The organism is Acetobacter sp. DmW_043 (genome assembly GCF_002153485.1).
In the GTDB taxonomy this organism is placed as follows: Bacteria; Pseudomonadota; Alphaproteobacteria; order Acetobacterales; family Acetobacteraceae; genus Acetobacter; species Acetobacter thailandicus.
In genome coordinates, this window is the sequence record NZ_JOMN01000046.1 from 1 (window position 1) to 20,982 (window position 20,982).

Annotated in this window: 22 protein-coding genes, 1 tRNA gene and 1 pseudogene; 10 read left to right on the plus strand and 14 right to left on the minus strand. The window is 50.6% G+C overall.

Annotated features, from left to right (window positions below; translation table 11 throughout):
- Positions 1 to 315 precede the first annotated feature (315 nt).
- Entirely contained in the window at positions 316 to 837 is a 522-nt protein-coding gene (locus tag HK11_RS10675) for a hypothetical protein (protein ID WP_086555332.1), read from the plus strand.
- On the plus strand, positions 800 to 1,339 hold the full coding sequence (locus tag HK11_RS10680; RefSeq protein WP_198943257.1) for an endonuclease V: 540 nt from the start codon (positions 800 to 802) through the stop codon (positions 1,337 to 1,339). The genes HK11_RS10675 and HK11_RS10680 overlap by 38 nt, the downstream gene beginning before the upstream one ends.
- Before the next feature lie 435 nt (positions 1,340 to 1,774).
- Here HK11_RS10680 and HK11_RS10690 read toward each other — a convergent pair whose 3' ends face one another.
- From HK11_RS10690 to cbiB, 7 genes are all read right to left on the minus strand, one after another.
- The gene (locus HK11_RS10690) at positions 1,775 to 2,107 is read right to left on the minus strand and encodes a DUF6525 family protein (protein ID WP_086555334.1); all 333 of its coding nucleotides are present in this window, start codon (positions 2,105 to 2,107) and stop codon (positions 1,775 to 1,777) included.
- Complete coding sequence (locus HK11_RS10695) at positions 2,100 to 3,323, minus strand: GTP-binding protein (RefSeq protein ID WP_086555335.1); 1,224 nt, start codon at positions 3,321 to 3,323, stop codon at positions 2,100 to 2,102. Before HK11_RS10695 ends, HK11_RS10690 begins: the two co-directional genes overlap by 8 nt.
- 88 nt (positions 3,324 to 3,411) lie before the next feature.
- Positions 3,412 to 4,236: an MOSC domain-containing protein gene (locus HK11_RS10700; RefSeq protein ID WP_086555336.1), complete on the minus strand. Its 825-nt coding sequence runs from the start codon at positions 4,234 to 4,236 to the stop codon at positions 3,412 to 3,414.
- Between the two features lie 8 nt (positions 4,237 to 4,244).
- A complete protein-coding gene (locus HK11_RS10705) occupies positions 4,245 to 4,709 on the minus strand; it encodes a nuclear transport factor 2 family protein (RefSeq protein WP_086555337.1) in 465 nt (154 codons plus the stop codon).
- Positions 4,710 to 4,778: 69 nt separating this feature from the next.
- Positions 4,779 to 5,330 carry a flavodoxin family protein gene (locus tag HK11_RS10710; protein ID WP_086555338.1) on the minus strand — a complete coding sequence of 184 codons (552 nt, stop codon included), beginning with the start codon at positions 5,328 to 5,330 and terminating at the stop codon, positions 4,779 to 4,781.
- Between the two features lie 35 nt (positions 5,331 to 5,365).
- The gene (gene bluB / locus HK11_RS10715; protein WP_086555339.1) at positions 5,366 to 6,004 is read right to left on the minus strand and encodes a 5,6-dimethylbenzimidazole synthase; all 639 of its coding nucleotides are present in this window, start codon (positions 6,002 to 6,004) and stop codon (positions 5,366 to 5,368) included.
- Positions 6,001 to 6,990, minus strand: coding sequence for an adenosylcobinamide-phosphate synthase CbiB (gene cbiB / locus HK11_RS10720; RefSeq protein ID WP_086555340.1), 990 nt, complete (start codon positions 6,988 to 6,990; stop codon positions 6,001 to 6,003). Before cbiB ends, bluB begins: the two co-directional genes overlap by 4 nt.
- Between cbiB and cobD the strand changes: the two genes are divergently transcribed.
- The 3 genes from cobD to cobS all read left to right on the plus strand — a co-directional run bounded on the left by cobD (position 6,989) and on the right by cobS (position 10,161).
- Positions 6,989 to 8,119 (plus strand): threonine-phosphate decarboxylase CobD, encoded by a 1,131-nt coding sequence (gene cobD / locus HK11_RS10725; RefSeq protein WP_086555341.1) that lies wholly within the window; start codon positions 6,989 to 6,991, stop codon positions 8,117 to 8,119. The two genes, cbiB and cobD, sit on opposite strands and share 2 nt — an antisense overlap.
- A 198-nt stretch (positions 8,120 to 8,317) precedes the next feature.
- Positions 8,318 to 9,361 carry a nicotinate-nucleotide--dimethylbenzimidazole phosphoribosyltransferase gene (cobT, locus tag HK11_RS10730; RefSeq protein WP_086555342.1) on the plus strand — a complete coding sequence of 348 codons (1,044 nt, stop codon included), beginning with the start codon at positions 8,318 to 8,320 and terminating at the stop codon, positions 9,359 to 9,361.
- Positions 9,358 to 10,161, plus strand: coding sequence for an adenosylcobinamide-GDP ribazoletransferase (gene cobS / locus HK11_RS10735; RefSeq protein ID WP_086555343.1), 804 nt, complete (start codon positions 9,358 to 9,360; stop codon positions 10,159 to 10,161). The genes cobT and cobS overlap by 4 nt, the downstream gene beginning before the upstream one ends.
- Before the next feature lie 141 nt (positions 10,162 to 10,302).
- Here cobS and HK11_RS10740 read toward each other — a convergent pair whose 3' ends face one another.
- The 3 genes from HK11_RS10740 to cobU form a co-directional block, all read right to left on the minus strand.
- On the minus strand, positions 10,303 to 11,757 hold the full coding sequence (locus tag HK11_RS10740) for an NAD-dependent succinate-semialdehyde dehydrogenase (protein WP_086555344.1): 1,455 nt from the start codon (positions 11,755 to 11,757) through the stop codon (positions 10,303 to 10,305).
- Positions 11,758 to 11,901: 144 nt separating this feature from the next.
- Positions 11,902 to 12,495 (minus strand): PadR family transcriptional regulator, encoded by a 594-nt coding sequence (locus HK11_RS10745; RefSeq protein WP_086555345.1) that lies wholly within the window; start codon positions 12,493 to 12,495, stop codon positions 11,902 to 11,904.
- Positions 12,496 to 12,637: 142 nt separating this feature from the next.
- The gene (gene cobU / locus HK11_RS10750) at positions 12,638 to 13,201 is read right to left on the minus strand and encodes a bifunctional adenosylcobinamide kinase/adenosylcobinamide-phosphate guanylyltransferase (RefSeq protein ID WP_086555346.1); all 564 of its coding nucleotides are present in this window, start codon (positions 13,199 to 13,201) and stop codon (positions 12,638 to 12,640) included.
- Between the two features lie 141 nt (positions 13,202 to 13,342).
- Here cobU and aroE point away from each other — a divergent pair, with 141 nt between their 5' ends.
- The 3 genes from aroE (at position 13,343) to HK11_RS10765 (ending at position 16,046) form a co-directional block, all read left to right on the plus strand.
- The gene (gene aroE, locus HK11_RS10755; protein WP_086555347.1) at positions 13,343 to 14,203 is read left to right on the plus strand and encodes a shikimate dehydrogenase; all 861 of its coding nucleotides are present in this window, start codon (positions 13,343 to 13,345) and stop codon (positions 14,201 to 14,203) included.
- 11 nt (positions 14,204 to 14,214) lie between these two features.
- Complete coding sequence (locus tag HK11_RS10760) at positions 14,215 to 15,690, plus strand: sugar porter family MFS transporter (RefSeq protein ID WP_086555348.1); 1,476 nt, start codon at positions 14,215 to 14,217, stop codon at positions 15,688 to 15,690.
- A 65-nt stretch (positions 15,691 to 15,755) separates the two neighbouring features.
- The gene (locus tag HK11_RS10765) at positions 15,756 to 16,046 is read left to right on the plus strand and encodes a hypothetical protein (RefSeq protein ID WP_086555349.1); all 291 of its coding nucleotides are present in this window, start codon (positions 15,756 to 15,758) and stop codon (positions 16,044 to 16,046) included.
- A 569-nt stretch (positions 16,047 to 16,615) separates the two neighbouring features.
- Here the strand turns inward: HK11_RS10765 and HK11_RS10770 are convergent.
- From HK11_RS10770 to gatC, 4 genes are all read right to left on the minus strand, one after another.
- Positions 16,616 to 16,707, minus strand: a tRNA-Ser gene (locus HK11_RS10770).
- A 114-nt stretch (positions 16,708 to 16,821) separates the two neighbouring features.
- The gene (gatB, locus tag HK11_RS10775; RefSeq protein WP_086555350.1) at positions 16,822 to 18,276 is read right to left on the minus strand and encodes an Asp-tRNA(Asn)/Glu-tRNA(Gln) amidotransferase subunit GatB; all 1,455 of its coding nucleotides are present in this window, start codon (positions 18,274 to 18,276) and stop codon (positions 16,822 to 16,824) included.
- Positions 18,273 to 19,760, minus strand: a complete 1,488-nt coding sequence (gene gatA, locus HK11_RS10780) for an Asp-tRNA(Asn)/Glu-tRNA(Gln) amidotransferase subunit GatA (protein WP_086555351.1) — start codon at positions 19,758 to 19,760, stop codon at positions 18,273 to 18,275. The genes gatB and gatA overlap by 4 nt, the downstream gene beginning before the upstream one ends.
- 1 nt (position 19,761) lies before the next feature.
- A complete protein-coding gene (gatC, locus tag HK11_RS10785; RefSeq protein WP_086555352.1) occupies positions 19,762 to 20,049 on the minus strand; it encodes an Asp-tRNA(Asn)/Glu-tRNA(Gln) amidotransferase subunit GatC in 288 nt (95 codons plus the stop codon).
- Between the two features lie 81 nt (positions 20,050 to 20,130).
- Here gatC and ruvX point away from each other — a divergent pair, with 81 nt between their 5' ends.
- Together ruvX and HK11_RS10795 are read left to right on the plus strand one after the other, a co-directional pair.
- Positions 20,131 to 20,604 (plus strand): Holliday junction resolvase RuvX, encoded by a 474-nt coding sequence (ruvX, locus tag HK11_RS10790; protein WP_086555353.1) that lies wholly within the window; start codon positions 20,131 to 20,133, stop codon positions 20,602 to 20,604.
- 142 nt (positions 20,605 to 20,746) lie between these two features.
- Positions 20,747 to 20,982: pseudogene (locus tag HK11_RS10795) on the plus strand (hypothetical protein); the annotation flags it as partial.

The window sequence follows — 20,982 nt, forward strand, 5'->3', positions numbered from 1 at the left end:
GTTCCGTCTCCTTCTTCCATCTCTACAATATGGGAAGAGTTTCAAGATCTAACAGGCCCTAGAAAATAATGAAAAACACATTTTAGATGGTTATACATATACTAAGGGTGCCGGATCACATGCTGAAATTTATGCTGTAAATGCTGCTTTAAATGATGATCCTGGTGCGAAAAAAGATGATATTACAGTAGATGTTATTCATACAGGTTCTGTTAAATTGTCGGATACTCCTTTTGTTCAATGTCCACATTGCGAATCAATATTACGTGGTATTAACTGCCCATCAGGCTACCTTCCAAAACCATAGGAAAAAAAATGATTTTTAAAGAATGGTATGAAACGCAAAAAATTCTTACAAAGGAAGATCTTATGTTTGATCCTGAAGTCAATGGATTGCAATGGGATCAGGTTACCTATGGTGGTCTCTATGATCAGCAGTTAATGCTTATAAATGATGAAAAATTACCAGTTAATGGTACGGTATATGAGTTTTGGGATGAGAATGAAAATAATGAAATAGGAGAGTATAGAGGTTATAAAAATGGATTTATAGATGGGCAAATGGTAGATTTTTATAGAAATAAAAATATAAAAGAAATAGCTATTGCTCATGAAGGGACGACGATGGGGCCATTTATTCATTTCTATGAAAATGGATCGATAAAAGAAGAAAAATTTTATTCTTTTGGGTATAATATTTTAATAATAAAATACGATAAAAATAAAAATATTATAGAAAAAAAATACAATTATGGTACTTTTTTTGAGGAAAAATTAAAAAAAGAATGCCCAGATTTATATGAAATGTTTATTTCAAAAATTGAATTTTTTGTGTAAATCAATGATTTTATGTATAGATGCTTATTATTTTAATAAAAAAGCAAAAGTTTCTGGAGGGTTATTTCAGTCATGGACTGATTCTGCTTTCTGTAAAGTTTATAATTGTGATTGTGATGACGTTTTGCCATATGAGCCTGGCAGCTTTTATCAGAGAGAATTGCCTTGCCTTAAAAAGTTAATTTATAAAATTTCAGAACCGATTGAAGTTATTATTATAGATGGTTATGTCACTCTTGGTTCTGATATGAAAAAAGGCCTTGGTGCTCATCTGTATGAAGAGCTTAATCAACGCATTCCTGTCATCGGTGTAGCCAAAAGTAAATTCAAGGATACTCCGGAAGAATGTTTTATTTTTCGTGGTCAAAGCCTTTCACCACTTTATATTACATGCTTAGGTATTCCTCTTGAAATGGCAAAAAAATATATAAATTCTATGGTTGGTGAATATAGAATCCCACTACTTCTTAAGGAAATTGATAAAATATCAAGGAGTATTTAAATAATTTCTAAAAAAATTTATTAATTATTTACTCTATATGCGCACAGGTGGGGTCTATACTAAGTTGGCTTTCCGCCTGTGTGCGTTTTTTCAGCAATATGAGGTCGATACTTATTAAAATTTCAAGGATAAGAACGGTCATGCTCTCTGTTGCAACCCACTATCCTGTCATAGAAAAATGACCAAATAGCACCTGTATAAAAAGTGCCATCTGATCGAAAATATATTCGCAAAGTTGACAGCCCGGCGACGTGTTGCGACCAGATATGACCGCTGCGCTTATACATTCATGTCTGCAATTCACATCACAGCAAGTTTCAGATTCTATCTCAGAGAATGAATCCTGAGCCTGATAAAGAAAGCTCGTTGGCCTGTAACATGATAAAAGTAAGAGCACGTTTTAGCCTGATGGGACGAGGCAGTTTTTTCTTTCTTTTATCTGAGCACGCTTGCCTGGGCGGCATCATGTGGCAGCACTGCTCCGTAGGCTTCGTTATAACGTGAGGCAAAAGCCTCCCGCTCCAGACGTTCACAGTAATCCAGATATTTAATGAGAGCGCGTTCGGCGCGTGGAGTGCGCCCGTAAATACGCTTGTAGTGTCGCCATAGCATCATCACATTCACTGACCATGCATCATAACTGTGCCGGGTCACTCTCGTCCGAACAGCCGGAGGCAGGGCATCAAACGCAGCCCAGTCATCGCCATTATAGCGGTGCCACATTTCGTGGCGTAGTGTTCGCTCGTTATCTGCTAAGATGTCAGGCATGTTCTGCACTTTCCTGCACGCCCCACAGAGGGAAGGGGTCTGGCAAATATGACAGGTGTAAGGGGTCGTATTGCTTTGTGGCGGGTTGCGGCGCCAGGCAGGTGTTGAGAGCACGGGTAATTTCTGCCTCGTTCATCTCCCCGGTGCCGATAAAGACGATCTCCTGACGACGATCGCCGTAAAGCGGATCCCATTTTGAAATGATCGTATTTTTTGATTCTTCGTCTTCAGGCCAGTAGCTTTCAGGAACCGTAACCCACCAGCGTCCCAGTGCCTGTGTGCGCACAAGAGCACCTGCCTGCCCCAGTTCTCCAACCCACTGGGGGCGCGTTGCCAGCCAGAAATGTCCTTTAGCCCGAATGACGCCTGGCCATATGCTGTCAATGAAAGCTTTAAATCGTTCAGGTATAAGCGGGTGGCGGGCCCGCCAGACAAATGTGCTGATACCGTATTCTTCTGTCTCAGGCGTATGATTTTCAAAATCTGAGAGCTCTTTATACCATAGCGGATGCTGGTGGGCTTTGTCGTAGTCAAAGAGCTGAGTATTGAGAATGTCAGCGCATGAAACTGCGCCCTGGTCCGTTTCGATAATTCTGGCATCGGCGTTCAGTGCCTGAATAATTTGTCTGGCTGTCAGCCGTTGCTCGGGTGTTGCGGCTGATATTTTGTTAAGAACGATAATATCGGCAAATTCTATCTGTTCAACCAGCAGGTCAACCAGAGCACGGTCATCTTCCTCACCGGCTGTTTCACCTCTGTCACGTAAAAAATCGGTCGAGCTATAGTCCTGCAGCAGGTTTACGGCATCCACTACCGTGACCATCGTATCAAGGCGGGCAATATCAGAGAGACTTTCCCCTGCTTCATCGCGAAATTCAAAAGTTGCAGCAACGGGGAGTGGTTCTGCAATTCCTGTTGATTCAATCAGCAGATAATCAAAACGCTCTTCCTCTGCCAGCCGGCGTACTTCCTGAAGCAGGTCATCACGCAGAGTGCAGCAAATGCAGCCGTTGCTCATTTCTACAAGAGTTTCATTTGTGCGGGAGAGGTCACTGCCGCTGCGTATCAGATCAGCATCGATATTAACATCGCTCATATCATTCACAATTACGGCGACTTTCCGCCCTTCGCGATTATTGAGGATATGGTTGAGCAGTGTTGTTTTGCCCGCTCCCAAAAAGCCTGAGAGCACTGTTACCGGAAGTTTTTTAAGCATAGCAGACACGGTCCATCGGATTTTGGTCTGCTTACCCTATATGATATGTTATAACATAACAATCCTTAAAAGGAAAAGACCAGTATCTTCAGGGTAACAGGTTAGAGGGGCCTTCTTCGAGTACATCAGCAATATCACCGACGGTCATGTGGCCTTCCTGCTCGACAATGGCATTTTGAGCAAACATGATGCCTTCAGCCGTACGATGAAATTTTGCGAGTGTGCGAAGTGGCTCTTTTTTGTCTGGTATATCGCCATGTTCCTGGTCGGTTGTGGTGACGATACAGCGTGCACAGGGCTTGCTGATGCGCAAAATGGCTGTGCCAATACGCAGCCTGCGCCAGCAATCTTCAGCCCATGGTTCGGCTCCTGCAATGACGATATTGGGCCTGAAGCGGGTCATAGGCACAGGCTGTTTCAGGCGGGCGTTAAGATCATCGAGCGATGCTTCGGTTGCAATCAGCAGCGGGTAGCCATCGGCAAATGAGACTGGCACCGGGTTTTGTTCAATGGTGCGTATGCGCGCCTGATCGGGGTTGTGCATATACATCAGGCGGCAGGCTGTCTGTGTATGCCGGGTAAGCCAGTCAGCCGCCAGGTCACCTGCGTCCCGTGCGTTAATAAGGTCTTTCCATACACGTACTGTTTTGACGGGTATGTCAGATGCAGGGCAGGTAACAGTGCAGGGTGCAGAGCCTTCACATGTCAGCACCAGTCCTGTTGCCGTCGGGTGTGCCTGCACACGTGCCAGAGCAGGCACTGTGCGCTGCGTTATAAAAGTGCCGTCGGGTTGAGTAATAACCCAGCGGCGGTCCCCCTCTGCTCCCCAGAAGCGTATGGAGACGGAGGAGCAGTCGAGACCGCGTAAGGCCTTAACCGGATAAATACTCAGAGTTATGACCTGAAGCGTCATATTCGCCGTTACAGGCCGAGGGCTGAGAGGGAGGGGTAATCGTCAGGGCGGCGGTTGCCCTGCCAGTGCATTTTACGGTCTGCTTCAGTAATATGGAGGTCATTAATAGAGGCAAAGCGGCGCTGCATAAGGCCGGTTGCATCAAACTCCCAGTTTTCATTGCCGTATGAGCGAAACCATTGTCCGCTTTCATCATGCCATTCATAGGCAAAACGTACGGCTATACGATTATCATGAAAGCTCCACAGTTCTTTAATCAGCCGGTAATCATGCTCAGTGTTCCATTTATGCGTAAGAAAAGCCTCTATTGCGACACGCCCTGTAATGAACTGGTCACGGTTTCTCCACACTGAGTCGGGTGTATAGGCAAGAGCAACCTGCTGAGGGTTCTGGCTGTTCCAGGCATCTTCTGCGGCTCTGACTTTGAGTGTGGCAGTTTCAGCCGTAAAGGGAGGAAGGGGAGGGCGTGTCATCGTATTGTCCTCGTCAGTAAGTGTATTCCCCGCACGAAGCCGGTGCGGGAAAACAGTGAGGAGAGGTAATTATTTCAGGCGTGATGTGATGTCAGCAATACGTCTGCCATAGAGCTCTGCTGTAAGCAGGTCGCCTTTATGCACTTCATCCACGCTGGCATCAGCGGGCGAACGTACCAGCAGGCCTACTGAGCCACCCAGGTTGTTTGTGTCGTCAGAGGTTGCTGCCTTGGTATTAGAGGGAGGCAGGCCCAGACTGACCCATATACCACCATGCTGTGAGGCAAGTGTTTGCAGATAAATGAGAGAAACCTGCTTGTCACCACTGGGGCTGGCTGAGTTTGTAAAACCGCCAAAAATTTTATCTTTCCAGCCGCCTGTAAACCAGATTTTCGACGTTGCATCAGCGAATTTTTTAAACTGCCAGCTAACATTACCCATATAAGTCGGGGCACCCATAATAATGGCGTCTGAGCTGTTGAGTGTCTCCCAGTCTGCCTCAGTGATATCACCATTGGCATCAATGATAACCAGCGCGCCGCCTGAACCCTTTGCAATGTGGTCGGCAACGACTTTGGTATGCCCGTAGCCAGAATGGTAAACAATGCTGATTTTGCTCATAACGTCTTACCTTTTTTAAAAAGAGGAAAAGAGTGTTAACGGTAAATCCACCGGCGGCGGGCCGGGTTACGCTGCTCCCATCCCTGGCGTTCAAGCTCAGGGGTGCTGGCATGTTGTTTAGGGTAACCAACACAGAGATAGGCCAGAAACTGCCAGTCAGGCTCCACACTCAGGACAGAGGCGGCATCATCCGGGTCGAGGATAGAAACCCACCCCAGGCCAATCCCCTGAGCTGCGGCACTTAGCCAGAAGGTATAAATTGCCATAACGGCAGACCATGTTGTGGTCTCGGGCATGGTGGCACGACCCAGACCACGCCCCTGTGCCGGGTTTGTGTCGCAAAAAACAGCAATATGGTGCGGAGCTTCATCAAGCCCGGCAAGTTTGAGCGACGCATAACGCTGTGCGTCGTCACCATTGCGGCCATCAAGGGCAAGAGCATTACTGCGGGCAAAATTATTGCGTATACCAGCGCGGCGCTGCGGGCTTTCAACGCGTACAAAGCGCCATGGCTCGCTCAGGCCGACCGACGGAGCACGGCAGGCCGTGTGCAGCAGGTCTTCCAGAATATGTTCGGGCACCGGATCTGTTCTGAAATGACGAACATCACGCCGCCATTCAAAAAGTTTATCCAGATCCTGACGAAATGCTGCGGAAAAATTTGGGTCGCTCATCCCATCATCATGCCGCTAAGTGCCGCACTCAGCAAGAAGATTATCAGCAGGCCACAGGCACGACGATATACGCTGAGCCCTCGTTTCAGGTCTGATGCTGTAGCCTGTGCTGTGCCGTTGCCCATCCAGTGGTCAGGCACTTCTTTGCCATTATAGCTGCGTGGCCCGGCCAGACGCAGGGTGAGGGCACCCGCCATAGCAGCTTCTGGCCAGCCGGCATTGGGTGAGCGGTGTTTGCGTGCATCACGCCATACTGCCCGCCATGCTTCTCTGCGCTGTCCGTGAGGGGCAGCCAGTATAATGCAAAGGGCTGCGAGGCGTGAGGCTGGCAGATTAATCAGGTCATCAAGTCTGGCTGAGGCCATGCCAAATGCGGCATAACGTGGTGTCAGGTGGCCTATCATGCTGTCAGCTGTGTTGACAGTTTTATAAAACACGGCACCAGGCAAGCCAAATAATGCAGCCCAGAACAGGGGGGCAACGACACCGTCAGAGAAATTTTCAGCCAGACTTTCCAGAGCCGCCCTGACAATCCCGGCTTCATCCAGCACTGTAGTATCACGACCGACAATCTGGCTTACAGCCTGCCTGCCACCCGTCAGCCCGTCATTTTGTAGTGCCCTGAACACGGCATATACATGTGTCCACAGAGATTTCTGCGCCACCAGTGTTGTTGTGGCGATAGCCTGCGCAATGAGCATGAGGGAGGGGGATAAAAAATGATCACCGATTTTAAGAGCCAGCCCGGTTATGCCCAGTGTAACAGCCAGCAGAATAAACAGAGCGACAAAGCCTGCCAGCCTGCGCCGGGCTTCTGATTCCTCCGGGTGGTTGAAGGTCTGGTCAAGCTTGTTTATCAGGGCACCAGCCCACACCACAGGGTGACCTATGGCGCGAAACAGGGGGGCGGGGTAGCCAGCCAGACTTTCGGTAACAGCCGCCAGAGCAGCAACGGGCAGCGTGACAGTAAGAGGAAAAAGCAACATGCGTGCAGCAGGCTCACAGTTTGAGGCAGAACGCCCCGGGGCAGAGACGACACCCTCTATCACGCAATGCAGAGCCGGGGCTATATCTGCCGGGGGTATCCGCTTACCTGCCCATGGCGGGCAGGCTCGTGCTGTGATGCAGAATTTTCCTCATGCGCCTGAGCCGTATTATGACCTTTCAACAGGTATCAGCCCGTATGCCTACCCCTGCACATTTCCTGATGTGGCACAGCTGACCCGCCTGCCTGAGCAGGATGAAGAAGAGGCTTTGTGTCAGAGTGCTGCGCGGGCTTATGGTGTGCCTTCGGCGTCTATGGTTGTGGCAGGTGCCGGGAGTCAGAGCCTTATTGCATTACTGCCTTATGTACTTCCTGTCCGGCATGTGTGTATTTCAGGCCCGACTTATTCAGGGCATGAGCAGGCCTGGCGTCAGCAGGGGCATGTCACTGTGCAGTGCGTGCAGGAGCCTGATGCCTGTTTGCAGGCAGCCTTACAACCGGGCACGGTATGTGTGGTCTGCAATCCCAATAATCCTGATGGGCGGATTGTCTCTTTAAGCTGGTTACGTACTCTGGCTGAGCATTGTGAGAAAAATAATAGTTTTCTTATAGTTGATGAAGCTTTCGCTGATTTTGAAAAAGAGAGCGCAACTGCACTGTTGCCATCTTCTTCTGTTCTGGTGCTGCGTTCATTTGGCAAAACTTATGGTCTGCCTGGTGTCAGGCTTGGGTTTTTACTGGCATCAGAGGAGGTCGCAGCACAGGTACGCCATGTGCAGGGCAGCTGGCCGGTGGGTTCTGTCGCGCTTCATATTGGTAAAGTCGCTCTGGCTGATGAGGCATGGAAGCATGATGCCGCTGCACGCGCGCGTCAGGATCATGCCCGCCTGGTTGCTTTGCTGACCAGTGCAGGTCTGGTCTGTGTCGGAGAGTGTGCACTTTTTACGCTGGTGATAACACCTTATGCGTTAAGGCTTTGGGAGCATCTGTGTCAGTCTGGTATCGTGACACGTATTTTCTCAGGTTTTTGTGATCGTCTGCGCATTGGCCTGCCAGCATCTGAGCCGGCATGGCTGCGTTTGTCAGATGCACTGAAGGCGTGGGAGCAGTCAGATCACAGCACTTTCTGATTATCCAAACGTCTTTGTTTTACTGAAATGTTTGGGCTTGTGTAATCATGATCGCCGGGTAATGGCCTGAATACGATAGATGTGTCGGCTGAGAACAGAGTTCTGCAGAATATGTAAGGCCCATTATGCCCACAGGCGGGTTTGCTGTATTGTGCCCCTGATACGTTACACATAGCTGAATGCCTGAAACACGATAATATGTCCTCTTTCTCACAGCCGCTTCTTTCTCAGCCTTTCTCCAGCCTGACAGACCTGCATGATGTCTGCCTTACGCTGCCCGGACCCGACCTGTCAGCGCAGGAGGCTATAGCCCGTCGTGAAGGTACTCTTACCAAGCCAGCAGGCAGCCTGGGGCAGCTTGAAAAGCTGACATCATGGCTTGGAACCTGGCAAAAAAAGTCTCTTCCACAGCTCAGTAAAGTGAATATTCTGATTTTTGCCGGTAACCATGGTGTGGTCGCTCAAAATGTTTCCCCATGGTCTGCTGAAGTCACAATGCAAATGGTTCAAAACTTCAGGCATGGCGGTGCTGCGATTAATCAGATTGCGCAGGTTTCCCAGGCTGCTCTTTCGGTTATTCCTGTCGCAGAACTGACACCGACTGCTGATTTCACCCTGGCTCCTGCCATGACAGAACAGGCGTTTTTGCACGCGGTCAATATCGGTTACAACAGCGTGCCTCACGATAGCAGCCTTGTGTGCCTTGGTGAAATGGGTATCGGGAATACGACAGCCGCCGCTGCCCTGGCGGCTCTGTTATTTGGGGGTGACAGTCTTTTATGGAGCGGCCGCGGCACCGGCCTTGATGATGACGGTGTTAAACGCAAAGCTGCTGTTGTTGATACCGCCCGTGCCTTGCACGCGGCAGAAAGTACCTCTCCGCTTGAACTGGCACGCCGGGCAGGGGGGTATGAGCTGGCAGCTATTATGGGAGCAACACTGGCTGCCCGCCATCTCTCAGTGCCTGTTCTGCTTGACGGTTATGTTTGCACTGCAGCGGTTGCCCCGCTGTTTAAGCTTAATCCCCAGGGGCTGGCCCATACATGGCTGGCCCATTGTTCAGCCGAAGCGGGGCATGCACGCCTTGCACAGGCTGTCGGGCTTACACCTTTGCTGTCGCTTGATATGCGTCTGGGTGAAGGGTCAGGCGCAGCCCTTGCTATTCCTGTTCTGAGAGCCGCTGTTGCCTGTCACACAAAAATGGCAACTTTCTCAGAAGCCTCTGTGTCAAAGCGGCGATGAATGTTTTGAATCAGTTTCGTCAGGATCTGGCCTGCGCGTTAAGTCTTTTTACAAGGCTGCCTGTGTTCTGGCTGCTTACCAGAGCACAGCGGGCTGATAAACGCCCCTGGCCACTGGCACGCTCACTCTGGCTCTGGCCTTTTGTCGGAGCCTTCACAGGGTTTGCCGGCGGGATCGTGGGGTGGTTTCTTGAAGCCATTATGCATATTGCACCCTGGCCAGCAGTTACTTTGACGCTTGCCGCACAGGTGGCCCTGACAGGTGGCTTTCATGATGACGGGCTGGCCGATATGGCTGATAGTTACGGTGCCCATACACGTGAGCACAAGCTTGATATTATGCGTGACAGCCACATTGGCAGTTATGGCGTGCTTGCTTTGTGTCTGAGTGTGCTGACAAAAGTCGGTGCGCTCTCTGTTTTACCGGCAACGGCTCTTATTCCGGCTTTAATGTGTTCAGGGCTACTCGCCCGTGCAACCATGATCTGGGTACCTGTAGTGCTTTCTCCTGCCCGTAATAATGGCCTTGCCCGTCTGCTGTCTCCTGTGCCGCTTATTCCTTTTCTGTTTGCTCAGGCCTGTAGTGTCATGAGTATTGCTTGCTGGGTTTACTGGTGGAATGCGGCTTATTCCCCCGTTTTTTCTACTCTGATATTACCACTGCTGATGCCATTTTTCTCCCTCGGGATTATGGTCATGACGGCATATAAAAATTTTGGTGGTTATACAGGTGACGTGCTGGGGGCGACAGCGACGATAACCGAATGCCTTGTGCTGGCAGCTTTAAGTGCATCGAAATAATGCATGCAGTGCTTTTGATGCTGTTATATGGCAGTTCAGGTCAGCAACCACGCTCTGTTCACAGGTTACTTTATCGGTAAATCTGTGAACGGCGAACATGACGTCAGGCCCTGAGTTTAACAGGGGCCTGGTTCGGCGGGCTTAAAAATCAGCAGGAGCCTGTTTGCTTGTCACGAGCTTAAGGTAAGTATGCGCCCGCAATGCCTCCGGGCCTCCCTCAGTGCCATAGCCTGAGTCTTTAATGCCACCAAATGGCACTTCAGGCAGTCCAAGGCCGGAGTAGTTAATGGAGATCATCCCGGCTTCTATTTTTTCTCCCAGCAAACGCTGCGTGCGTTCATCACGTGTATATGCGTAGGCTGCAAGGCCATAGGGCAGGCGGTTTGCTTCAGCAACAGCCTCTGCCAGTGTGGTAAATTCTGTGAGAATAATAACGGGCCCAAAAGGTTCCTCGTGCAGGATGCGCGCAGTTTCTTCCGGGTTAATGACCAGGACCGGAGGGTGAAAATAACCAGATGAAGGCAGTGAAATATCAGGCTGCCAGATCGTCGCACCGTGCTGACGAGCATCTTCAACAAGTTCTTTAATGGCGTTAAGACGACGCTCGTTAACCAGCGGGCCCAGGGTTACACCAGCATCAAGGCCGCGCCCTGTTTTAAGTGCGCTCATGCGAGCCTTAAGTTTTTCAGTGAAGGCTTTAACGACAGTGCGGTCGACCATAAAGCGTGTCGGAGAAATACATACCTGCCCGGCATTGCGGAATTTGGCAGCGCACAGGCGTTCAGCCGCGGCATCCAGGTCAGCATCGGCGCAGATGATAACGGGAGCATGTCCTCCCAGCTCCATTGTTACGGGCTTCATCTGTGCTCCGGCAAGGGCTGCCAGATGTTTGCCAACCGGTGTTGACCCGGTGAAGGAGATTTTTCTGACAACCGGATGCGCAATCAGATATTCTGAAATTTCTGCAGGGTTACCATAAACGAGGGAAACAACGCCTGCCGGAATACCTGCATCGAGGAATGTGCGCAGGAGTTCAGCCGGAGAAGCCGGAGTATCTTCAGGGGCTTTGACAATAACTGAGCACCCGGCTCCCAGTGCGGCGCCAAGTTTACGGGCAATCTGATTAACCGGGAAGTTCCATGGTGTGAAGGCAGCGACAACGCCAACGGGGCGGTGCAGCACGCGCTGCTCAATGTCAGTCTCGCGGGCTGGTACCAGCGTGTCATTAAGGCGGCGGCCTTCTTCACCGAAATATTCGATAACATTTGCTGCGGCCTGTATTTCTATAACAGCCTGGGCGAGCGGTTTGCCCTGCTCACGGCTGAGAATGCGGCCTATTGATTCTGCTCTCTCACGCAGTAATTCTGCAGCGCGACGCATAATAACAAAACGGTCCCAGGCGGAAAGAGCACGCCATGCAGCAAAGCCTTTTTGCGCGCCCTCAGCGACCAGAGCCAGCTCAGACTTTGAAGCATAAGCCGCTTTGCCAATGACTTCGCCTGTTGCGGGGTCCTGAACAGGGAAGGTCCGGCCATCGGCAGCATCCTGCCATTTGCCAGATATCAGAAGCTGGACGTTAAGAAGTTGGTCTGACATTTCTCTGGTCCTTAACATGGGTGACACGACCCGTCGGCAGTGGGTTTTACGAACAGAATGTCGTTAATCAGTGCCATGCTAGGAAGAAAATAGTGTAACGTCCATACCAGCAGGTATAAGCATATGCTTATGGTAGAGCAGAGGTCAGGCCTGGCTGATAGTCTGGGCAGCCTCATCCAGTAAAGCGATAATTTTCTGCTCAGCTTCAATATCCAGGCCACCATCACGCAGGCGAAGGCGCAGAGCTGTTTTAAGGTTTTTCATGGCCCGCATCAGTGGGGTTGAGAGGTCGCGGCGTCTGCCATGTTCATCTGACCCGCTGCGTGAACGAATTTCCTCCAGAGCTGCCTGGTTTGCTGTCAGAAAAGCGGCCCCTTCAGGGGTGATGCCGTAATTTTTACGCCCTTCATCGGTTGTGGGGTGAATGTAGCCGGCTTCTTCAAGCCAGGTAAGTGTTGGGTAGATAACACCCGGGCTGGGCGTGTAGCTGCCGCCTGAGGCCTCTTCAATCGTTTTAATCAGTTCATATCCATAGGTTGGTTTTTCAGCGATCAGGCTGAGAGTGAGGAGGCGGATCTCGCCATAATCAAATAGTCTGGCGCGCCCTTCGCGGTGGCTGCTGCCATGGCCGCGGCCATGATGATGGCGATGGTGACGCCCGTGCCCGCGCTCTGCGCCTTCAGGGGAGAACATGTGGTGGCGGTGACGACCGCCTGCGTGTCTTTTTCTGTGTTTCATGATTCTCGATATATATCTCGATATATCTAATGTCAAGATATATCGGGAATCGCATGTGTATCGGGTTTTTGTCACGACAGATGAGGCTGCGGGTTTATTTCTGTCTGTCTGCAGTGTGGTGAATTACAGGCCAGTTTGCCCTTCAGGGCATTAAAGGGCCGGTATTTTGATGTTGCTGGTCTTTCAGTGTCAGTGGCAGGCCGGCAGCCACAAATAAAACTTTGCCAACATGTAAGGCAAGTTGCTGATGCAGCAGACCAGCTTCATCTCTGAAACGACGGGCGAGTTTATTTTCAGGCACAATGCCAAGCCCCACCTCATTGCCAACCAGCACGGCTGGAGCCTTACGATTTTTCAGTGATTCAATGAGCTGTCGGGTAGCCAGTGCTGTATCGCAGCCATCGAGAATCAGGTTGGTCAGCCATAATGTCAGGCAGTCAAGCAGCACTGGTTTGTCGGCATATTTATTAAAGCAGGCGGCAATATTCAGAGGCTCTTCTTCAGTCAGCCAGCCATCAGCCCGGCTGGCCTGATGATGGGCAATCCGCTCACGCATTTCATCGTCAAAGGCCCTCCCGGTGGCAATATAGATCCAGGGGGCGGGAAGGGCAGTTATCAGTGCTTCTGCATGGCGACTTTTGCCTGATCGTGCACCACCAAGAATAAGTGTGGCAGATAATAAGCCCTGCGATGGTGCAATGTTCATTCCGTCTGTATCTTTCTGTGTTGTGTGGTGAAAAAGTTGCACGCCTCAACAGGATGTGTTCGACAATTATTTGACATCATACTCATCATGTATTGCGATACGGGGTTTAAGTTACAGTTTTAACCTTTCCGGAGCGATCTCATGACAGACAGAAATTTCCGCGCCATCCTGACAGGATCTTTTTCAACTCCCTGCGCGGATAACCCAACTGTAGCCATGATGGAAGCTGCCTATGCGCATGATGGTATCGATGCACGGTATATCAACTGTGACGTAAAAGCTGAAAATCTTGAAGGTGCAGTAAAAGGTGCACTGGCGATGGAGTGGGTGGGTTTTAACTGCTCGCTGCCCCATAAAGTTGAAGTGATTAAATATCTTGATGAGGTTGCAGGATCAGCCAGCATTATTGGTGCGGTCAACTGCGTGAGCATCCGTGACGGTAAGCTGACCGGCAATAATACTGATGGTAAGGGCTTTCTTGCTTCCTTAAAGAAAGTGACTGACCCTTCAGGTAAGAAAATTCTGCTGCTTGGTGCAGGTGGTGCGGCGCGTGCCATTGCTGTTGAACTTGGCCTTGCCGGTGCAAAGCATATTACCATCGCCAACCGTAAGCCTAAAAAAGCAGAAGCTATTGCTGAGCTGATTCGTAAAAATACAAAAAGTGAAGCAAAAGCTGTTGCCTGGTCGGGTGATATTGCCGTGCCGGAGGGCACCGATGTGGTGATTAATGCCACCTCGATTGGTCTGGGAGATAAAGAGGCTCTGCCTCCTGTTGATCTCGGCACATTGTCACAGGGAGTCGTGGTGGCAGATGTTATCCCTAATCCACCGGCAACAAAATTTCTGCGTGAGGCAAAATCACGTGGCTGCATAACGCTTGATGGCCTTGGTATGCTGGTTAATCAGGGTGTTATCGGTGCAGAGCTGTGGCTGGGCCGTAAACTTAATGAAGATGCGATGGTGAACACCCTTCAGGAGATTTTTGGTGTTTCATCTGACTGAAAGGCCATGTCATGCCCGCATCACATCCGGCCTCTCAGGAGGAGCATAATCGTCACTCTTTAATCAGGGCACGTATCAGAAAACTGCTTCCGCAGTTTGCCCATCTTCAGGACCGCTCACGCGAGGCCCGGCGTTACGTGATTATGGCAGCAGCAATTGCTGCCATTGGCGGGCTTCTTTTTGGGTATGACACCGGTATTATTGCCTCAGCCCTTATTTATGTGACGCGCAGTTTTTCCCTTTCAACGGCAGGGCAGGAGTGGATAGCAGCCGCACTTAACCTGGGTGCTGTTGCGGGGGCTCTGATCAGCGGGCCGGTGGCTGACCGGTATGGTCGTCGCCTTACGACAATCTGTGCGGCGGCTGTTTTTATAGCGGCTTCCCTCGGGTGTGGTTTCGCACCTGATCAGACAACACTTATTATTGCCAGGTTGTTTCTGGGGGCCGCTGTCGGGGCAACGACACAAATTATCCCTGTTTATGTGGCTGAGCTTGCCCCGGCAGAATTACGCGGCAGCCTCGTCTCGTTGTTTCAGATGGTTTTTTCCCTTGGTTTGCTTGTTGCATTTTTTACCGGATACGAGCTTGCCGGGCCACCTGATTGCTGGCGCACGATGTTTAACCTCGGGGTTATACCTGCAGCCCTGCTTGCTTTGGGTATGTTTTTCTTGCCGGAAAGTCCCCGCTGGCTTCTTCATAATCATGAGGAGGAGCGGGCGATTGCTGTTTTATATCGTCTGCGTGGGCATCATGACCCGGTTCGGCAGGAGCTGGATGACCTGCTTAGCGCACATGAGCAGCAGACGGGTGAGAGCGGCTGGAGTGGACTAAAGCAGGCATGGGTTCGTCCGGCTCTTATCGCGGCTTTAGGGGTTGCTGCGCTCTCTCAGCTCTCAGGGCCTAATGTCGTTGTTTATTATGCCCCCATTATTCTGGCTCAGGCCGGACTTGGGAGTTCTGCTGCTCTGCTGACCTCTGTTGGTATTGGTCTGACCTCGACCATTACAACCATGATGGGTATTGCCCTGATTGACCGTGTCGGGCGACGCCGGATGCTTCTGGTTATGTTGCCTTTTGCAGCTTTATCTCTTTTTGTTCTGGGCAGCATTTTTCTTAGTTCAGCGCCGATTGCCGGTTTGCGTATGGTGGTAATGCTTGCTGCTTTGCTGGGTTATATCTTTTTCAATTTTGGGTCTTTGTCCGTTGCTGTCTGGCTGATTGCCTCAGAGGTGTTTCCGCTCGAAATACGCGGTAAAGCGATGGGCCTGGCCAGCGCAACTGTCTGGCTGTCTGATACTGTTGTATCGCTTGTTACATTAACGCTTGTGAATGCACTTGGTACAACAGGCACCTTCTGGCTTTTTGGCCTGATTAATGTGCTGTCTTTTGTTTTTGTATGGGCTTTTGTGCCTGAAACAGCCGGTACAACACTTGAGGAAATTGAACAGAGGCTACACAAAGGTACGTTTTATAACACAGGGCGATAAGCCCTGTTGTTTGCTGATGTCTGTGGCGTCATACCTGAGTGGTGGTGAATATTATGAAGTGTCGTATGATCAGCGCTGTGTTTTTGTGGCTTTTATCTGCCTGTTCAGGTCATGAGAATGAAAAAGGCAAAAACACCTTGATTATCTATCATGAAGGCAGCGCTGTATGTCGGAGCTCCTTGCTGGCATTGACCACAAAATTACACCTTGATGTGGTGTATTCCCTTAAAACGATGAATGCTCTTGTTGTTGGTGGCATTTCAGACAGGCATTACCACCAGGCAGAGCAAGCTTACAAAAATAAGAAATGTGTTTACGGTGTTAACAAAGATGAGGTGAATATTATGCCGGAGTAGTTGTAAAATATATCGGAACCGGGCTGTTTGTATCAGCGCATGTCGTAGCAGATTAGAAAAATATAACCGCCTTTGTTTGAGATTTTTATTTTTACAAAACAGAAGCCTCCCGCTTCAGAGTACAGTCTGCATCTCGTGAATGTCCGGCCTGCCGGCAAGAGCTGCTGTGGTTGGGAGGTGGGTGTAAGTGAAGAAGAAGTATTTATCGTTTTTTCATGCCGAAAAAATAATAAATCTGACTTGCGATGTAAGCCATAATGACAATGAAGAAACTTATTAAAGCGCGCATATTGTTATCCATTTAAAATATAAAGAGGTTTTTGGGAATAAATATTTTTAATTAATGGGTATGGTAGTTTTTTTATAGGTGAAGGTAAAGAGTTTTATAGAGTAAAAATTTATATGTGATGAGTTTTGAGGGTATTCTTAATAGTAAAATATTGTCCGACGCTGGGCATATCGCAAGGTGCATCTATCCGGTGTGATCTGAATGAAAATCAAAAAAATATCTTCGTCAGCACAGAGAAAAGCTGAGAAAATAGTTTTAGAAAATTTGAGTTTTAAAAAAATGGCGGAGGGGAAGGGATTCGAACCCTCGATACGGTTTAACCCGTATAACGGTTTAGCAAACCGTCGCCTTCAGCCACTCGGCCACCCCTCCGCAAAAAAGAGTGTAAGTTACACGACGTTTGCAGGACTGCTTTTAGGGGGTTTCTGACGTTTCGTCAAACCCCCCCTGAGCATATTTTTACAGGGAAAATATTTTCCCTGTTTTTTACTGGTCGAGCTTCGCTTTCAGCGCTTCATTGACCAGAGCCGGGTTGGCTTTGCCCTTAGTTTCTTTCATGACCTGACCGACAAAAAAGCCAAAGAGTTTATCTTTGCCTGAACGGTATTCAGCAACCTTATCGGCATGCTTTGTCATGATGTCATCAATAGCGGTATCAATCACGCCGGTATCAGTTACCTGTTTCAGGCCTTTTTTCTCCACGATGTCTTCGGGTTCGTCACCGGTTTCAACCATGGTTTCAAAAACATCTTTGGCAATTTTGCCATTGATGGTGCCATCAGTAATCAGGTCCAGCATTTTGCCGAGAGAAGCCGCGCTGACAGGGCTGTCTTCAAGGGTGCGGCTCGTGCGGTTCAGGGCAGCGAACAGGTCTCCCGTAACCCATGTGACAGCCAGCTTACCATCACGTCCTTTTGCGACAGTCTCAAAGAAGTCAGCCGTAATCTGTTCAGCGACCAGAACGCCTGCGTCGTAAGAGGTAATGCCATATTCCTGCTGGAAGCGGGCTCTTTTTGCATCAGGCAGTTCAGGCAGGGCTTTTTTCAGTTCATCAACCCATGACTGCTCAATGACCAGAGGCAGCAGGTCAGGGTCGGGGAAATAGCGGTAATCATGCGCATCTTCTTTTGAGCGCATGGTGCGGGTTTCACCGCGTGCGGCATCGAACAGGCGGGTTTCCTGGTCAACTTCGCCACCGTTTTCCCAGATCTCAATCTGACGCACGGCTTCTGCTTCAATAGCCTGCATCACAAAGCGAATGGAGTTAACGTTTTTAATTTCACAGCGTGTGCGGAAAGGTTCACCAGCCTTGCGTACTGAGACATTAACGTCAGCACGCATTGAGCCCTCTTCCATGTTGCCGTCACAGGTGCCCAGATAGCGCAGAATCTGACGCAGCTTGCGCAGGTAGGCACCGGCTTCCTCAGGGGCGCGGATATCCGGCTCGCTGACAATCTCCATCAGGGCAATGCCTGAACGGTTCAGGTCAACAAAAGAGCGGCTCGGGTCCTGATCGTGCAGCAGCTTGCCGGCATCCTGCTCCATATGCAGGCGGGTAATGCCGATCTGGCGTGTTTCGCCATTCTGCAGTTCGATCTCTACCGTGCCTTCGCCAACAATCGGGTATTCGAACTGGCTGATCTGGTAGCCCTGGGGCAGGTCAGCATAAAAATAGTTTTTGCGGTCAAACCGGCTTTGCAGGTTAATGCGGGCATTCAGCCCGAGGCCGGTACGCACGGCCTGAGCGACACATTCTTTATTGATAACAGGCAGCATGCCGGGGAAAGCCGCATCAACCAGGCTCACCTGCGAGTTCGGCTCGCCACCAAAGCGGGTTGAGGCTCCTGAGAACAGCTTGGAGTTGCTGACGATCTGGGCATGCACTTCAAGGCCCACCACGATTTCCCAGGTGCCGGTTTTACCTTCGATTGTATAGCTCATAGACCTGCCTCCGCAAACAATGCGGGTTTGTGGGTAAAGCCTGCGGCAGCTTCAATAACACTCCCGGCTGACAGTACAGTTTCTTCGTCAAAATGGCGGCCGATAATCTGCAGCCCCAGTGGCAGTCCCTGGCTGTCGAGTCCGGCAGGCACAGAGAGGGCAGGCACGCCGGCCATGCTGGCAGGCACGGTAAAGATATCGTTCAGATACATCTGTACCGGGTCAGAAGAATTTTCACCCTGAGCAAATGCAGCGCTTGGTGCAGTTGGTGCCAGCAGTACGTCAACTTTTTCAAATGCTTCTGTAAAGTCACGGCGGATCAGGTTTCTGACCTTCTGTGCTTTCAGGTAGTAGGCATCATAATACCCGGCTGACAGAACATAAGTGCCCATCAGGATACGATTGCGTACTTCTTCGCCAAAGCCTTCAGCGCGGGTGCGCTCGTACAGCTCGTCGAGAGACGGTGCCTCTGCGCGTGAGCCAAAGCGCACGCCGTCATAGCGAGCCAGGTTTGATGAGCATTCGGCCGGGGCAATGATGTAATATGTTGCCAGGCCATATCTGGTATGTGGCAAAGAGACATCAACAATTTCACAGCCGGCTTCACGCAGCCATGCAATGCCCTGTTCCCATATGGCAGAAATTTCAGGGGCAAGGCCGGGGGCGCGATATTCAGCCGGAATACCAACGCGCAGGCCTTTGACACTTTTACCGACAGCTTTTGAAAAAGCCGGCACGGGTTTATTTGCGCTTGTGCTGTCTTTTTCATCAAAGCCAGCCATGGCTTCAAGCATCAGGGCAGCATCTGCCACGGTGCGGGTCATTGGCCCGGCCTGGTCAAGCGAGCTTGCGAAGGCAATTGTGCCCCAGCGGCTGCACCGGCCATAGGTTGGCTTCAGGCCAACAATGCCACAATAGGCGGCTGGCTGACGAATAGAGCCGCCTGTGTCAGTGCCGGTAGCGGCAAGCGCGAGGCCGGCAGCAACAGCAGCAGCTGACCCGCCTGATGACCCGCCGGGAACCAGAGCCGCTTTTTCGTCACCCTTACGCTGCCATGGGCTGACAACAGGACCGGCAGCAGAGTTAATATTAGCTGACCCCATAGCAAATTCATCAAGGTTTGTTTTGCCAAGGAAGACAGAGCCGGAGGCAAGCAGCTGTGCTGTGACAGTGCTCTCATAAGGCGGAATAAAATCAGCAAGCATTTTGCTGGCTGCTGTGGTTTTAACACCTCTGGTGCAGAAAAGGTCTTTAATGCCTATTGGCAGACCTTCCATCGGGCGGGCTGTGCCAGCGGCGTAGTGCGCATCAGAAGAATCGGCAGCAGCGAGAACATCTTTTGCAGGGATAACCGTAATATAAGCGTTCAGTTTGGGGTTCAGGCTGTTAATGGCACTGAGATGCGCGGCTGCAAGTTCGCGCGCAGAAAATTTGCGCGCAGCGAGGCCTGCGCGGGCTTCGGTGAGTGTCAGTCCGGTGAGCATCTTATTCAATAACCTTGGGTACTGTGTAAAAAGGACCAGATTTATCTGGCGCACAGGACAGGACGGCCTCCTGACAGTTGCCATCCGTAACGACATCTTCACGCTGTCGCATGGCTTCGGTCTCTGTGCCAACCATTGGTGCTATGCCCTCGACATTCACTTCGGAGAGCTGGTTAAACCAGTCAAGAATGCCGTCAAGCTTCTGGCGGACGGTTTCAAGTTCATCATCTGCAAGGCCAATACGGGCCAGTTTTGCAATGCGTCGTGTGGTCGCAATGTCGAGCGACATGGTGGCAGACCCTCTTCAGGCTGTATTCAGAAAAAAAAACTCTAGCATAATTGCGCCCGTGGCAACATACCGGTGTGTGCAATGACACTTCTTACTTTTTCTGAACTCTGTTCGGCTCTTCCCCGTCATGCCCGTCTGCTGGGCATAGACCCGGGTAAAAAACAGGTCGGCCTGGCACTTTCTGATGTTTCGCGCATGGTGGCCACGCCGTTTGCAACCATAAAACGAGGCCGGCTGGGTGCCATGGTTGCTGCGCTGCGCACTCTTGCTCAGGAGCACGAGGTTGCAGGAATGGTGATCGGTATGCCATTATCCCTTGACGGTTCATTCGGGCCGGCGGCTCAGGCTGTCAGAGACTGGGCGCTGGAACTGACGGTGCAGACTGGTCTGCCCGCCTGCCTGTGGGACGAGCGCCTTTCGTCCGCAGCGGTAAACCGTATGCTCATTGATGAGGCCGATCTTTCGCGCAGGAAACGGGCAGATGTGGTCGACCAGCTGGCCGCCGCTTATATTTTGCAGGCAGCACTTGATAGTCTTGCCCGCGATAATACCTGAGTATTGTATCCGGATATATGTTGTGAGAAGCTTAACCTTCTGCGTAACGACTTTATAACAGATCAGGGTACATCCCGTGTTCTGTTTGCCTGTTATCGTTGTTGTTTATGAGATGTTTTATTAAACCAGCCGGGAGGCTTTTATGAAAATTCGTACCGTTGTGGCTACAATGTTTGGTGCTGCCGTCACTGTAGTGTCTGTGGCTCACGTGCAGGCCCAGACACAGCCCCAGCAGGAGCCGGGTGCTCTGACGCGCGCCTGGAATGCTACGAAAAACGGCACAGATAAAGCCTGGGACGCGACGAAGCACGGCACCGAGAAAGGCTGGGATGCCACCAGCAAAGGGGCCGATAAAGCGTGGGATAAGACGAAGTCTGT

Bases quoted from the DNA above. Each gene is read 5' to 3' on its own strand.
- HK11_RS10675 (WP_086555332.1), top strand. From the start codon at position 316: ATGATTTTTAAAGAATGGTATGAAACGCAAAAAATTCTTACAAAGGAA.
- HK11_RS10680 (WP_198943257.1), top strand. From the start codon at position 800: ATGAAATGTTTATTTCAAAAATTGAATTTTTTGTGTAAATCAATGATT.
- HK11_RS10690 (WP_086555334.1), bottom strand. From the start codon at position 2,107: ATGCCTGACATCTTAGCAGATAACGAGCGAACACTACGCCACGAAATG.
- HK11_RS10695 (WP_086555335.1), bottom strand. From the start codon at position 3,323: ATGCTTAAAAAACTTCCGGTAACAGTGCTCTCAGGCTTTTTGGGAGCG.
- HK11_RS10700 (WP_086555336.1), bottom strand. From the start codon at position 4,236: ATGACGCTTCAGGTCATAACTCTGAGTATTTATCCGGTTAAGGCCTTA.
- HK11_RS10705 (WP_086555337.1), bottom strand. From the start codon at position 4,709: ATGACACGCCCTCCCCTTCCTCCCTTTACGGCTGAAACTGCCACACTC.
- HK11_RS10710 (WP_086555338.1), bottom strand. From the start codon at position 5,330: ATGAGCAAAATCAGCATTGTTTACCATTCTGGCTACGGGCATACCAAA.
- bluB (WP_086555339.1), bottom strand. From the start codon at position 6,004: ATGAGCGACCCAAATTTTTCCGCAGCATTTCGTCAGGATCTGGATAAA.
- cobD (WP_086555341.1), top strand. From the start codon at position 6,989: ATGCGTGCAGCAGGCTCACAGTTTGAGGCAGAACGCCCCGGGGCAGAG.
- cbiB (WP_086555340.1), bottom strand. From the start codon at position 6,990: ATGTTGCTTTTTCCTCTTACTGTCACGCTGCCCGTTGCTGCTCTGGCG.
- cobT (WP_086555342.1), top strand. From the start codon at position 8,318: ATGTCCTCTTTCTCACAGCCGCTTCTTTCTCAGCCTTTCTCCAGCCTG.
- cobS (WP_086555343.1), top strand. From the start codon at position 9,358: ATGAATGTTTTGAATCAGTTTCGTCAGGATCTGGCCTGCGCGTTAAGT.
- HK11_RS10740 (WP_086555344.1), bottom strand. From the start codon at position 11,757: ATGTCAGACCAACTTCTTAACGTCCAGCTTCTGATATCTGGCAAATGG.
- HK11_RS10745 (WP_086555345.1), bottom strand. From the start codon at position 12,495: ATGAAACACAGAAAAAGACACGCAGGCGGTCGTCACCGCCACCACATG.
- cobU (WP_086555346.1), bottom strand. From the start codon at position 13,201: ATGAACATTGCACCATCGCAGGGCTTATTATCTGCCACACTTATTCTT.
- aroE (WP_086555347.1), top strand. From the start codon at position 13,343: ATGACAGACAGAAATTTCCGCGCCATCCTGACAGGATCTTTTTCAACT.
- HK11_RS10760 (WP_086555348.1), top strand. From the start codon at position 14,215: ATGCCCGCATCACATCCGGCCTCTCAGGAGGAGCATAATCGTCACTCT.
- HK11_RS10765 (WP_086555349.1), top strand. From the start codon at position 15,756: ATGATCAGCGCTGTGTTTTTGTGGCTTTTATCTGCCTGTTCAGGTCAT.
- gatB (WP_086555350.1), bottom strand. From the start codon at position 18,276: ATGAGCTATACAATCGAAGGTAAAACCGGCACCTGGGAAATCGTGGTG.
- gatA (WP_086555351.1), bottom strand. From the start codon at position 19,760: ATGCTCACCGGACTGACACTCACCGAAGCCCGCGCAGGCCTCGCTGCG.
- gatC (WP_086555352.1), bottom strand. From the start codon at position 20,049: ATGTCGCTCGACATTGCGACCACACGACGCATTGCAAAACTGGCCCGT.
- ruvX (WP_086555353.1), top strand. From the start codon at position 20,131: ATGACACTTCTTACTTTTTCTGAACTCTGTTCGGCTCTTCCCCGTCAT.